Annotated in this window: 12 protein-coding genes; 5 read left to right on the top strand and 7 right to left on the bottom strand. The window is 64.8% G+C overall.

The features are described 5' to 3' along the window. Positions 1 to 41 precede the first annotated feature (41 nt). Positions 42 to 1,085 (top strand): ABC transporter ATP-binding protein, encoded by a 1,044-nt coding sequence (locus ACTIEY_RS04080; protein WP_439518273.1) that lies wholly within the window; start codon positions 42 to 44, stop codon positions 1,083 to 1,085. A gap of 60 nt (positions 1,086 to 1,145) precedes the next feature. On the opposite strand, the gene ACTIEY_RS04075 is transcribed toward ACTIEY_RS04080, so the two are convergent. Then, positions 1,146 to 1,994, bottom strand: coding sequence for a MurR/RpiR family transcriptional regulator (locus tag ACTIEY_RS04075; RefSeq protein ID WP_439517808.1), 849 nt, complete (start codon positions 1,992 to 1,994; stop codon positions 1,146 to 1,148). Between the two features lie 63 nt (positions 1,995 to 2,057). Between ACTIEY_RS04075 and tal the strand changes: the two genes are divergently transcribed. Then, positions 2,058 to 2,999: a transaldolase gene (gene tal / locus ACTIEY_RS04070; protein ID WP_439517807.1), complete on the top strand. Its 942-nt coding sequence runs from the start codon at positions 2,058 to 2,060 to the stop codon at positions 2,997 to 2,999. A 75-nt stretch (positions 3,000 to 3,074) separates the two neighbouring features. Here tal and groL read toward each other — a convergent pair whose 3' ends face one another. Together groL and groES are read right to left on the bottom strand one after the other, a co-directional pair. Further along, positions 3,075 to 4,724, bottom strand: a complete 1,650-nt coding sequence (gene groL, locus ACTIEY_RS04065) for a chaperonin GroEL (RefSeq protein ID WP_439517806.1) — start codon at positions 4,722 to 4,724, stop codon at positions 3,075 to 3,077. 49 nt (positions 4,725 to 4,773) lie between these two features. Next, positions 4,774 to 5,064 carry a co-chaperone GroES gene (groES, locus tag ACTIEY_RS04060; protein WP_439517805.1) on the bottom strand — a complete coding sequence of 97 codons (291 nt, stop codon included), beginning with the start codon at positions 5,062 to 5,064 and terminating at the stop codon, positions 4,774 to 4,776. 238 nt (positions 5,065 to 5,302) lie between these two features. On the opposite strand from groES, the gene ACTIEY_RS04055 reads away from it, so the two are divergent. Then, on the top strand, positions 5,303 to 5,851 hold the full coding sequence (locus tag ACTIEY_RS04055) for an NADPH-dependent FMN reductase (RefSeq protein ID WP_439517804.1): 549 nt from the start codon (positions 5,303 to 5,305) through the stop codon (positions 5,849 to 5,851). A gap of 16 nt (positions 5,852 to 5,867) precedes the next feature. Here ACTIEY_RS04055 and ACTIEY_RS04050 read toward each other — a convergent pair whose 3' ends face one another. The 3 genes from ACTIEY_RS04050 to metK form a co-directional block, all read right to left on the bottom strand. Further along, complete coding sequence (locus ACTIEY_RS04050) at positions 5,868 to 6,635, bottom strand: SDR family oxidoreductase (protein WP_439517803.1); 768 nt, start codon at positions 6,633 to 6,635, stop codon at positions 5,868 to 5,870. Between the two features lie 69 nt (positions 6,636 to 6,704). Next, a complete protein-coding gene (locus ACTIEY_RS04045) occupies positions 6,705 to 8,777 on the bottom strand; it encodes a PAS domain-containing sensor histidine kinase (RefSeq protein ID WP_439517802.1) in 2,073 nt (690 codons plus the stop codon). Between the two features lie 183 nt (positions 8,778 to 8,960). Then, positions 8,961 to 10,142 (bottom strand): methionine adenosyltransferase, encoded by a 1,182-nt coding sequence (gene metK / locus ACTIEY_RS04040; protein ID WP_439517801.1) that lies wholly within the window; start codon positions 10,140 to 10,142, stop codon positions 8,961 to 8,963. Between the two features lie 123 nt (positions 10,143 to 10,265). Between metK and ACTIEY_RS04035 the strand changes: the two genes are divergently transcribed. Then, on the top strand, positions 10,266 to 11,120 hold the full coding sequence (locus tag ACTIEY_RS04035) for a lysophospholipid acyltransferase family protein (protein WP_439517800.1): 855 nt from the start codon (positions 10,266 to 10,268) through the stop codon (positions 11,118 to 11,120). 25 nt (positions 11,121 to 11,145) lie between these two features. Further along, entirely contained in the window at positions 11,146 to 12,081 is a 936-nt protein-coding gene (locus ACTIEY_RS04030) for a lysophospholipid acyltransferase family protein (protein ID WP_439518272.1), read from the top strand. On the opposite strand, the gene ACTIEY_RS04025 is transcribed toward ACTIEY_RS04030, so the two are convergent. Beyond that, positions 12,066 to 12,995 (bottom strand): alpha/beta fold hydrolase, encoded by a 930-nt coding sequence (locus tag ACTIEY_RS04025; protein WP_439517799.1) that lies wholly within the window; start codon positions 12,993 to 12,995, stop codon positions 12,066 to 12,068. The two genes, ACTIEY_RS04030 and ACTIEY_RS04025, sit on opposite strands and share 16 nt — an antisense overlap. Between the last annotated feature and the right edge of the window lie 25 nt (positions 12,996 to 13,020).

Below are 13,020 nucleotides of genomic sequence, written 5' to 3'. Positions count from 1 at the left end.
CCATCGAGAAAACCCTGCAGAGCGACGCCGACAGGTCCAGGATGGCCGAAGCGCATGCCTCCGTTTCCGCCGCCACGCATCAAGCGTCCGCGGCCGCACCGCTGGTGCGGGCGACCGACCTGGCCAAGACCTTCGATGTGTCCGCTCCCTGGCTCAACCGGGTGATCGAACGCCAGCCGCGCCTGCTGCTGCGCGCGGTCGACGGTGTCTCGTTCGACATCCCGCGCGGCCAGACGCTGGCGCTGGTGGGTGAGTCCGGCTGTGGCAAAAGCACCGTGGCACGCCTGCTGGTGGGTCTGTACGACCCCACACGGGGTGGTTTCGAGTTCGACGGGCAGGACGCCCATGCCGCGTTCAAGACGCCCGAAGGCCGCAAGCTGCGTCGCCGCATCCAGATGATCTTCCAGGACCCGTACGCCAGCCTGAATCCGCGCTGGCGGGTGGAAGACATCATTGCCGAACCACTTCGCGAGCACGAGATTGAAACCCAGCCGGCAGCCCTCAAGGAGCGCGTGGCCGATCTGCTCAGGTCGGTGGGCCTCTCACCGCTGGACGGGCCGAAGTATCCGCACCAGTTCTCGGGCGGGCAGCGCCAGCGCATTTCGATCGCGCGCGCCCTGGCCACGCAGCCCGAATTCCTGGTGTGCGACGAGCCAACCTCGGCGCTGGACGTGAGCGTGCAGGCGCAGGTGCTCAACATCATGAAGGACCTGCAGCGCGAGCGCGGACTCACTTACCTGTTCATCAGCCACAACCTGGCCGTGGTGCGCCATGTGAGCGACCAGGTCGGGGTGATGTACCTGGGTCGCCTGGTGGAGCTCGCGCCCAAGCACACACTGTTCGACACACCGCGCCATCCGTACACGCGCATGCTCCTGGATGCGATCCCGAAGATGCACGACACGGGCCGGGCCCGCACCCCGGTCTCCGGTGAGGTGCCCAATCCGCTGAATCCGCCCAGCGGCTGCGCCTTCAATCCGCGCTGTCCGCACGCCAATGACCGTTGCCGCAACGAGCGGCCGAGTCTGCTGACGCTCGGCGGGATCCGCATCGCTTGCCATGCGGTGGAAGAAGGCAGGATCTAGCGCTGGGGGAAGCCGCGCCAGCAGCGCAGAGGATGCGTGACCTGTGCGCACCGCGCAAGGTCACGCGTACCGTTTGCTTTTCAGGTTGTTCTTCATTTCCTTGAGCAACGGCTGCAGCTTCGTGCCGCCTATGCGCAATGCCAGGCACGTGGCCACCACGTCGATCACCATCAGGTGCATCAGGCGCGAGGTCATGGGGCTGTACCGGTCGTAGCCTTCCGGGTGGTCGGCCGACAGATGGATGTGGCCGCTTTGGGCCAGAGGTGACCCGCTGGTGGTGATGACGATCACCGTGGCACCGTGCTTGCGCGCGATGTCGGCGGCATCCATCAGGTCGCGTGTGCGTCCCGAATTGGAGATGATGACCACGCAATCACCCGGACCGAGCAGTGATGCGCTCATCACCTGCATGTGGCCGTCGCTGTAGGCAATGGCATTGATGCCCAGGCGAAAGAACTTGTGTTGCGCGTCCTGCGCCACGATGCCCGAGTTGCCCGCGCCATAGAACTCGATGCGGCCCTTGTTCTTGTAGGTGGCCACCAGGGCATCCACCGCTTTTTCGATGGCGTGGCTGGACGCGTCGTTGCGGTACTTCAGGAACGCGGCCACGGTGTTGTCGATCACCTTGACCAGCACGTCGCTGGTCTTGTCGTCGGCGTCCACACTGCGATGGATGAACGGCACGCCCTCGCTCACCGTGCCGGCGAGCTTCAGCTTGAAATCCGACAACCCGTCGTAACCCATGCTGCGGCAAAAACGCACCACGGTCGGCTTGCTCACGTGGGCGCGGTCGGCCAGTTCGGTGACCGGCAGGCTGGCAAAGGCACGGGGATCGAGCAGGACGAGCTTGCCCACGCGTTGCTCGGCAGGCGCCAGGGAGGGCAATGAGGCTTTGATCCGGTCGAGCATGGAGCGCCATGGGTTACAGGAGGAGGTGAAATTTTATTACGGACTTTGTCCGATAATCCGCCCATGAACCAGCTCGACGCCCTCAAACAATTCACCACCGTCGTGGCCGACACCGGCGATTTCAAGCAGATTGCCGCTTACACGCCTCAAGACGCCACCACCAACCCCTCCCTGATCCTCAAGGCGGTCCAGAAACCCGAATACGCGCACCTGCTCAAGGACGCCGTGTCCCGGTATGGCGGGCAGGGGCTCGACGAGGTGATGAACCGCCTGCTGGTGCGATTCGGCTGCGAGATCCTTGGCCTGATTCCCGGGCGGGTTTCCACCGAAGTCGACGCCCGCCTGAGTTTCGACACCGAGGCCACGGTGACGCGCGCGCGCCGAATCATCGACCTCTACCAGGGCGAAGGCGTGCTTGTCGACCGGGTGCTGATCAAGATCGCTTCGACCTGGGAAGGCATCCAGGCCGCCGCCCGGCTCGAGCGCGAAGGCATCCACACCAACCTCACGCTGCTGTTCTCCTTCGCGCAGGCCGTGGCTTGTGGGCAGGCCAAAGTGCAGCTGATTTCACCGTTCGTGGGGCGCATCTACGACTGGTACAAGAAAACCGCCGCCTCCAGCTGGGACGAAGCCGGCATGGCGGGGGCCAACGACCCCGGCGTGCGCTCGGTCCGCAGCATCTACGAGTTCTATAAAAGGCACGGCATTGCCACCGAGGTGATGGGCGCAAGTTTCCGCAATGTCGGTCAGATCACGGCGCTCGCCGGCTGCGACCTGCTCACCATCAGCCCCGATCTGCTGGCCCAGCTCACCGCCAGCGATGCGCCGCTGGAACGCTCACTGGATGCAAACGCCGCCAGGACACTGGACATCCCCTTCGTGACCTACGACGAAGCGGGCTTCCGCTTCGCGCTCAACGAGGACGCCATGGCCACCGAGAAGCTGGCTGAAGGCATCCGGGCTTTCGTGGCCGACACCATCAAGCTCGAAGGCATGATGAAGTAGCCCGCCCATCACGCAGACGAAAAAAAGCCCCGCCATCGCTGGCGGGGCTTTTTGCCTTCTGGAGGCAAAGCGGCATTACATGCCCATGCCGCCCATGTCGCCCATGCCACCCATGCCGCCGCCCATGCCGCCGGCAGGTGCTTCGTCCTTCGGGGACTCGGCCACCATGGCTTCGGTCGTCAGCATCAGGCTGGAGACGGAAGCAGCGTTCTGCAGCGCGGTGCGGGTCACCTTCGTCGGGTCCAGGATGCCCATTTCGATCATGTCGCCGTAGGTGTCGTTGGCGGCGTTGAAGCCGTAGTTGCCCTTGCCAGCCAGGATGGCATTGACCACCACCGAAGGCTCGCCACCGGCATTAGCCACGATTTCGCGCAGAGGCGCTTCGATGGCCTTGAGCACCAGCTTGATGCCGGCGTCCTGGTCGGCGTTGTCACCCTTGATGGTGCCAGCGGCCTGACGGGCGCGCAGCAGGGCCACGCCACCACCGGCCACGATGCCTTCTTCCACCGCAGCGCGCGTGGCGTGCAGGGCGTCTTCCACGCGGGCTTTCTTTTCCTTCATCTCGACCTCGGTGGCAGCGCCGACCTTGATCACGGCCACACCGCCGGCCAGCTTGGCCACGCGTTCCTGCAGCTTTTCGCGGTCGTAGTCGCTGGTGGCTTCTTCGATCTGCACGCGCACTTGCTTCACGCGGGCTTCGATGTCAGCGGCAGCGCCGGCACCGTCGATGATGGTGGTGTTTTCCTTGCCGACTTCGATGCGCTTGGCCGAGCCCAGGTCGGCCAGCGTCACTTTTTCCAGCGTCATGCCGACTTCTTCGGCAATCACCTTGCCGCCGGTCAGGATGGCGATGTCTTCCAGCATGGCCTTGCGGCGGTCGCCGAAGCCAGGTGCCTTCACGGCCACGACCTTCAGGATGCCGCGGATGGTGTTGACCACCAGCGTCGCCAGGGCTTCGCCTTCGACGTCTTCGGCAATGATCAGCAGCGGACGGCCGGCCTTGGCGACTTGCTCCAGGGTGGGCAGCAGATCACGGATGTTGGACACCTTCTTGTCGTACAGCAGCACGAAGGGGTTGTCCAGCAGCGCGGATTGCTTCTCGGGGTTGTTGATGAAGTAGGGCGACAGGTAGCCGCGGTCGAACTGCATGCCTTCGACGACGTCGAGTTCGTTCTGCAGCGACTTGCCGTCTTCCACGGTGATCACGCCTTCCTTGCCGACCTTGTCCATGGCGTTGGCGATGATCTCGCCGATGCTGGTGTCGCTGTTGGCGGAGATGGAGCCCACCTGAGCAATTTCCTTGCTGGTGGTGGTGGCCTTGGAGGCCTTCTTCAGCTCGGCGATCAGGGCTTCCACGGCCTTGTCGATGCCGCGCTTCAGGTCCATCGGGTTCATGCCGGCGGCCACGTACTTCATGCCTTCGCGCACGATGGCCTGGGCCAGCACGGTCGCGGTGGTGGTGCCGTCACCGGCGTTGTCCGAGGTCTTGGAAGCGACTTCCTTGACCATCTGGGCGCCCATGTTCTGGAGCTTGTCCTTGAGTTCGATTTCCTTGGCCACGGACACACCGTCCTTGGTCACGGTGGGGGCGCCGAACGAGCGCTCGAGCACCACATTGCGACCCTTGGGGCCCAGGGTGACCTTGACCGCGTTGGCCAGGATGTTCACGCCTTCAACCATGCGTGCGCGGGCTTCGCCGCCGAAAATGACGTCTTTTGCTGCCATGTGATTTCTCCGGATTCAGTAGATGGGGTGGGGAGGAAGAAGCGAAGGATTACTTCTCGACGACCGCGAAGAGGTCGTCTTCCTTCATGACCAGCAGTTCATTGCCATCGACCTTGACGGTCTGGCCGCTGTACTTGCCGAACAGAACGCGGTCACCGACCTTGACGTTCATGGCGGACAGTTCGCCTTTGTCGTTTTTCTTGCCCGGACCCACCGCCAGGACTTCGCCCTGGTCGGGTTTTTCGGCGGCGGCGTCGGGGATGACGATGCCAGAGGCGGTCTTGGTTTCGCTGTCAATGCGCTTGACGATCACGCGATCGCCGAGAGGACGAAGGTTCATTGCATCTCCTGGATATGGAACTTGAGGGATTTGTTCAGAACGGCGTTGGCCCCCTGAACAGGGTGGGCGACTACCGCCGGTCGACTTGGAGTTGCGTGTTAGCACTCAACTCCAGCGAGTGCTAATGATAAGGGCGCGAACACCCGTTTTCAAGCCGGGGTGGTTTTTTTCTTCCACCGGCCGCGCGCCGAAACCGGGTAGCCTTTGCGCTCAACCACCCACAAACAGAGGATTTCACATGGCCGAATTCAAGATCGCTGTCGTCGTCGGCAGCCTTCGCCGCGACTCTTTCAATCGCCGTCTTGCCTCGGCGCTCCCCGCGCTGGGCCCCAAGGACTTTGTGTTCAAGCAACTCGAAATCGGCGATCTGCCGCTGTACAACCAGGACGACGACGCCCAGCCTGCGGCGTCGGTGGCGCGTCTGAAATCCGAGATCGCTGCCTCGCAGGGGGTGATTTTCGTGACGCCCGAATACAACCGGTCCGTTCCGGGTGTTCTCAAGAACGCCATCGACCACGCGTCGCGTCCCTATGGCAAGAGTGCCTGGGCAGGCAAACCCGCCGGCGTCATTGGCGTCTCGGTGGGCGCCATCGGCACGTCGCTGGCGCAGCAGCACCTGCGAAACGTCCTTGCTTATCTCGACATGCCGACCCTGGGCCAGCCAGAAGCCTTCATTCAGGCGAAGGAGGGCCTGTTCGATGCCAGCGGAGCGCTCGGTGCCGAGAGCGCGGGATTTGTGCAAAAGTGGGTGGACGCTTACGCCGCCTGGGTCCGTCGTCACGCCTGAACACGCCGATGGCGCGTCAGAAGTGCGCGAGATAACCGCCGTCCACCACCAACACCTGGCCGGTGACGTAGCTGGAAGCGGCGGAGGCCAGGAACACCGCAGCGCCGCCCAGTTCATCCGGCTGCCCCCACCGCCCCAGTGAGCTGCGCTGGCGAAGCCATTGCGCCGTGTCGGCGTCGTTCACCATCCCCGCGTTGGTGTCGGTGGCGAAATAGCCCGGCGCGATGGCATTCACGTTGATGCCGTGCGGGCCAAGTTCGGCCGCAAGCGCTCTGGTGAGCGCCTCCAGCGCGCCCTTGCCGGTGGTGTAGGCGGCGTCGCCAGGCCGGGCGATCGGCCCGGCGATGGATGTGACGTTGATGATGCGGCCGAAGCCCTGGGCGCGCATCGGCACGGCCACCTCCCTGCTCAGGTGCCAGGCGGGCAAGAGGTTGACGTTCAGCAGGTCGCGCAGGGCTTGTGCGGGCAGTTCGTCAAGCGTTTGCCGCCGCCTCTGTCCCACGTTGTTGACCAGGATGTCGATGCGGCCGCTCGCGGCGAGTACCTGTGCCACGCCCTCGCTGCTCGCCGACTCGTCGCTCACATCGAAAGGCAGGGCATGTGCCGTGCCGCCGCCGTCGCGGCCTGCTGATCCGACACGCTCCACGGCCTCTCTCAGCCCCGCTGCGTCGCGGCCATTGAGCCAGACAGTTGCGCCATGGGCCGCCAGCGCGCAGGCCATGGACAGGCCCAGGCCACGGCCGGCGCCCGTGACGAGCGCCACGCGGCCTTCAAGAGAGAACAAGTGAGTGGGGAACGACGCTGCGGAATTCACCGCGCGATTATCGGCGCGTGCCGCTCCCCGATCCCGACCTCAGATCGAAAGCTCGGCCATCGATGACTCAGGAAACGCCATCTCCGGCTCCATGCCATCGAATGGCAGGGTGAAGTAGAAGGTGCAGCCTTCGCCGGGCGATGTCTCGGCCCAGATGCGTCCGCCGTGGCGTTCGATGATGCGTTGCGAAAGGGCCAGGCCGGTGCCCGTGCCTTCGAAGTCCATCGAATGGTGCTGGCGCTGGAACATCACGAACAGGTTGTGCGCCTTCGCCAGGTCGAAGCCCGCGCCGTTGTCGGTGACGTAGAAGGTGCGGCCTCCCACGGGGTTGACCTTCCAGCCCACCTCGATTCGCGCCAGGTCGCGCTGGCGGGTGTATTTCACCGAATTGCCCAGCAGGTTGCCCCAGGCCTGCGCCAGCAGCATGGCGTCACCGCGCACCACGGGCAGGTCGGTGTCGATCACCCATTCAATGCGCCGTTGCGGATTCTCTTGCTTGAGGTGGGCAATCACGCCTTCGAGCAGCGGTGCCAGAGGCACCGGTTGAGACTCGATGGTCACACGGCCCAGGCGCGCGTATTCGAGCAGGCCTTCGATCATCAGGCTCATGCGCCGCGAAGCCTTGGCAATCGAGTTCTGGTATTGCAGCGCGAGCGTATCGGCAGACTCGCCCATCTGCTCCTGCAGCAGGCTCACAAAGCTGGCGATGTGGCGCAAGGGCGCGCGCAGATCGTGTGAAACCATGTGCGAGAACACGTCGAGGTCCTTGTTGGCGGCCACGAGCTGCTGCGTGCGCTCGGCGACGCGCTTTTCCAGTTCGCGGTTGAGGTCGTTCATCACGTCCTCCAGGCTCTTGGCCGCGGTCATGTCGCGCGTGATGCTCGATAGCCCCTGCAGTTCGCCGGTTTCATTGCGCAGTGCAGTCAGCACGGTGTGGGCCCAGAAGCGGGAGCCGTCCTCCCGAAGACGCCAGCCCCGCGTTTCCCATTGCCCATGCGCCTTGGCCAGGCGCAGCACCTGGCCGGCGTCCACCTCGTCTTCGCCCGCGTTGTCCGGGCTCAGCAACTCTTCATACGAACGCCCGACCATTTGCGCATGGCTGTGCCCGTGCAGGCGCTGGGCGCTTTCGCTCCATTCGGTGACGATGCCGCTCTCATCCACGAAGTACACGCAGTAGTCCTGGATCGCATCGACCATCAGGCGGTAGCGCTGCTCGCTGGCAAACAGTTCGGCCGAACGTTCGCGCACGCGTTCTTCCAGATCCTGGTTGGCGTGCAGCACGAATTCCTCGGTGCGGCGGCGCTCCGAGATGTCGTGCAGCTCGATGAAGATGCCCTCGACTTCGCCATTCTGGAAATCGGGGATGTAGTGCACTTCGAAATAGTTGCGCGAACCATCGGCCGCGACGCGTTCGGCTTCGAAGGTCTGCGTCTGGCCGCTCAGCGCCTGAGCCACGCGCGGCAGGATGTCGGGCAGGATGTCCGGCCGCACCACCTGACTCAGGTGCGAACCCAGCATCTCGTCCGGCTTCTTGCCATAGCGAACCGCGTGGGCGTTGTTGGCGAAGCGGCAGATCAGGTCCTTGTCGTAGTAGGCCAGGCGCGCAGGGATGCGGTCGGTGATGCTGCGCAGCAGGCTTTCGTTGGCCGAGGGCCTGGCGGAAGGCGCATGTCCTGCCAGGTCGGTGACCGTGCTGTTTCCGAGCAGAAAGTGGCCGTCCTCGTCGAATACCGGTGTGGAGGACAAACGCGCCTTGAACAGACTCCCATCCTTGCGCACCAGTTCGATATCGACCGGGTCGGCATGGCCGCTCATACGCAGCGTCTCCACATGGGCTGATGCCTGTTCGCGCCAGCGCGGAGCCACCAGTTCGCGCAGGCTTTTGGGCACGCTGGTGTCCTGCCGGTCGTGGCCCAGCCAGCCCAACAAGGTCTGGTTCAGGTGGGTGCAATGTTGCTGAACGTCGAACGACAGAAGGCCGCAGGGCGCCTGATCGCACAGCGAGCGGGCGCACAGCAGCGCGGTTTCGAGTTCTTTCGTGCGCTCTCTCAACAACTGCTCGCAATCCGGCGCAGAAGCGTCCATCCCGTCGGGGCAGATAGAGGTGTTCATCGTCAAGGGCTCCAGATCGTTGCGGGGGGAGGGGCCAGAAAGTGGCTTGTACTCCCATATCGGAACCCTGGACGAAAAATTCAGATTGTTACGACTGGCGGTGCAAGGTCCAGGGCCGAGCCAGGCGAAGAAAAAGCCCCGGGGCTTGCGCCACGGGGCTTTGAACTGGTGGACTGTCTATATTTACAGGCCAGCGGCTTTACGCAATGCGGCAGCGCGATCGGTGCGTTCCCAGGTGAATTCCGGCTCTTCCCGGCCGAAATGGCCGTAAGCGGCGGTCTTGGTGTAGATCGGGCGCAGCAGGTCCAGCATCTGGATGATCCCCTTGGGACGCAGGTCGAAATGCTCATTGACCAGGGCGGCGATCTGGTCGTCGGGAATCACGCCGGTGCCTTCGGTGTAGACCGTCACGTTCATGGGGCGCGCAACACCGATGGCGTAGGCCACCTGGATCTGGCACTGCCGCGCCAGACCGGCGGAGACGATGTTCTTGGCCACGTAGCGAGCGGCGTAGGCGGCGGAGCGGTCCACCTTGCTGGGGTCCTTGCCACTGAACGCGCCACCGCCATGCGGGCAGGCACCGCCGTACGTGTCGACGATGATCTTGCGGCCGGTCAGGCCGCAGTCGCCTTGCGGACCACCGATCACGAAGCGCCCGGTCGGGTTGATCAGGTACTTGGTGTCCTTGAGCCATTCCTTGGGCAATACCGGCTTGATGATCTCTTCAATGATGGCCTCGTTGAACGAAGCCTTCATCTTGGTGGCGCTTTCGCTCTGGTCCGGGCTGTGCTGCGTCGAGAGAACGACGGTGTCGATGCTGTGCGGCTTGCCATCCACGTAGCGCATCGTCACCTGGCTCTTGGCGTCGGGGCGCAGGAAGGGCAGGCGGCCATCCTTGCGGAGCTGGGCCTGACGCTCCACCAGGCGGTGTGCGTAATAGATGGGCGCCGGCATGAGCTCGGGCGTTTCGTCGCAGGCGTAGCCAAACATCAGGCCCTGGTCGCCGGCGCCGATGTTCAGGTGATCGTCGGACGCGTGGTCCACGCCCTGGGCGATGTCGTTGCTCTGCTTGTCATAGGCCACCAGGACCGCGCAGCCCTTGTAGTCGATGCCGTAGTCGGTGTTGTCGTAGCCGATGCGCTTCAAGGTGTCGCGCGCGACCTGGATGTAGTCGACGTGTGCGTTGGTGGTGATCTCACCGGCCAGCACCACCAGACCTGTGTTGCAAAGGGTTTCGGCCGCCACGCGGCTGCGCGGGTCCTGGGTGAAGATGGCATCCAGAATGGCGTCGGAGATCTGGTCGGCCACCTTGTCGGGGTGACCTTCAGAGACGGATTCGGATGTGAAAAGGAAATCGTTCGCCATGTATAAACTCCTGAGTGGTTGATCGGCGTTGCCGGTCTGTCAGAGTTCGGCGAACGCTTTAGCGGAATTTATGAATCGCCCCGCAATTAGTTCAATAACTCGGCGATGCGCGCATTCTAGACCATGGCCGTGCTGATCCGCTTCCTGTTCCGCTTCGCCAGCCTGTTGCCGCTGCCGGTGCTGCACGCCTTGGGGTGGTGCCTGGGCTGGTTGAGTTTCGCGCTGTCCAGCCGGTACCGCCGACGCCTCTTTGCCCACGCCCAGCAGGCTGGGTTTTCCCGTGGCGTGGCACTGGCCTCTGTGGGGGAGTCAGGCAAGCTCGTGGCCGAATTGCCACGCCTCTGGCTCGGGCGTTCGGTGCCCGTGGCCTGGGAAGGTGCCGAGCACATCGAGGCGGCACTGGCCGAGCGCCGCGGTGTGCTTTTCCTGACGCCCCACCTGGGTTGCTTCGAGGTCGCAGCGCAAGCCTATGCACAGCGTTTTGGCGACCGCCAGCCCACCACGGTGCTGTTCCGTCCCGCACGCAAGGCCTGGCTGCGCGAGCTCATGGCCGGTGCGCGCGAACGTCCGGGCTTGTTCACGGCGCCCACCACCCTGGCAGGCGTCAAGCAACTCATCAAAGCGCTCAAGGCCGGCCAGGCGGTGGGCCTTTTGCCCGACCAGGTACCGCCCGCCGGGCAGGGCGTGTGGGCACCGTTTTTTGGCCGCGACGCCTACACCATGACCCTGTCCGCGCGGCTGGTGCATGCGTCGCAGGCGCGGATCCTGATCGCCTGGTGCGAACGACTGAGCGGGGGTCGGGGGTACCGGGTTCATGTCCGGCCTTTTGAAGGATCGGGAGGAGTGGCGCTGTCCGAAGACGCAGGCGAGGCCGCCGCGCAGATCAACCGGGCCATGGAAATGCTGGTGCGAGAATGCCCGCAGCAATACCTCTGGTCCTACGACCGCTACAAGGCGCCGGCCCCGGCGACCCGTTGAACCGGTTTCCTCAATCCACTTCGTGATGCCACCACCCGAATCGAAAGAAGCTTCCGACCAGCCCGATGCTTCGTTCAGCGAGCGCTGGGGCAACCGCCTGGGTGTGGGCGTGATGCGGCTGCTGGCGCGCTTGCCGCTGAGTTGGGTGCGCGGCCTGGGTTGGATCATGGGCCAGGTGCTGCACGCGGTGGCGTCGCGGCGCCGGCGCATTGCGCGCACCAACTGGGCGCTGTGTTTTCCGCAGGACAGCACGCTGGAGCGTCACCGGGCTGTTCGACGCCATTTCGTCGCGTTTGCGCAGGCCTGGCTGGATCGCAGCTGGCTCTGGGAAGGCAGCGAAGCCACGGTGCGTTCACGGCTCAAGGTGGTGGGCGCCACTCACGAACTGCACGGCGACCAGCCGGTGCTGATGCTCGCCCCCCATTTCGTGGGCATGGACGCTGGCGGAACCGCACTGGCACTGCTGGAGCCGCGTCCGTACGCGTGCATCTACCTCTCGCAGATCAACGCGGATGTGGACCAGTGGATCCGCACCGGACGCCTGCGCTTCGGAACCGTGCGCCTGATCGAGAAGCAGCAGGGGTTGCGAACCGTGGTGCAGTCGATCCGTTCCGGGGAAGCGCTGTATCTGCTGCCCGACATGGACCTGGGACCCGAGGAGTCGATCTTCGTGCCCTTTTTCGGCGTGCCCACGGCCACCGTGCCCACGTTGCCGCGCCTGGCCCGACTGGGCGGCGCCAAGGTGGTGCCGGTGGTGACTCGACTCACCCGGCGGGGCTACGAGGTGGAGGTCATGCCCGCGTGGCCCGGCTACCCCGGACCGGACGCTGTGGAAGACACGGCGCAGATGAACCGGCGGATCGAGGGCATGATCAAGCGCATTCCCGAGCAGTACTACTGGGTGCACAAGCGATTCAAGACGCGCCCTCCTGGCGAGCCGTCGCTCTACGGCAGCGACTGAGCGAAGAAGTTTCCCAGCAGGGTGGCCACCCTCTGGGGTTGCTCGTGCACGATCCAGTGGGAGGCTCCGGGCACGCGTTCGATGCGCAGGTCCGGCACGAAATCGCCCAGGCCGTCGAGCAGCGCCGCCGGCAGGGCGATGTCGCCCAGGCCCCAGATCACCAGTGTCGGCACCTTCACCACCACCTTGTCGCGAGGCAACTGCACCGCCGCGGCGCCGGGGTCTTGCGCCGTGGGAGGTCGCAGGGGAGACGCGGCGTAATAGGCGCAGCCGCCGCGCAGGCCCAGGCGCCACACCTCACGGTAGCGTTCGCGGGTTGCACCGTCCAGCCAGGCGGTAGGCTGGCTGTCGGCGGCCATGTTGGTGAAAAACGGCCACAGGCGGGCGAAGTCGTTTTCGGCCAGCAGTTCGGCGGCATCGGGGCGCGCGAGAAAGTTCATGTAGGCACTGCTGGCTTGCTGGGTGGCGGAGTTCGCGAGCTCGCGCGCAAACGTGGCGGGGTGGGGTGCGTTGAGGATGGCCAGCTGCCGCATCAGACCGGGATGTTGGGCGGCAACGCTCCAGGCCAATGCGCCCCCCCAGTCGTGCGCCACCAGGCCGGCCAGTTGGCCCGGCGTGGGGCTGTCCGGGGTGATGGCCGCCACCGCAGCACAAAGGTCCTGGACCAGCGGCTTGGCGCGGTATGCGGCCACCTCCGCGGGAGCGCTGGAGCGCTCGAAGCCACGCAGGTTCGGCGCCACGCAACGGTAGCCACCGTGTTCGGGCTTCGCGAAATGAAGCAGCAGGCCGTCCCACACGAACGCCGCTTCGGGGAAGCCGTGCAGAAAGAGCAGCACCGGCCGGCCGGGATCACCGGCGGCGCGGCAGCTCAGCGTGGTGCCGTGGGGCAGGAGGAGGTCGAAAGTCTGGATCATGGGGGCGCTCTCTGGAGCCCGCCCA

The sequence above is a fragment of the Hydrogenophaga sp. genome, from assembly GCF_051858985.1.
Taxonomy (GTDB): Bacteria; Pseudomonadota; Gammaproteobacteria; order Burkholderiales; family Burkholderiaceae_C; genus Hydrogenophaga.
Note: the sequence above shows the minus strand (reverse complement) of the source record. Positions and strands in the feature narration are given on the sequence as shown.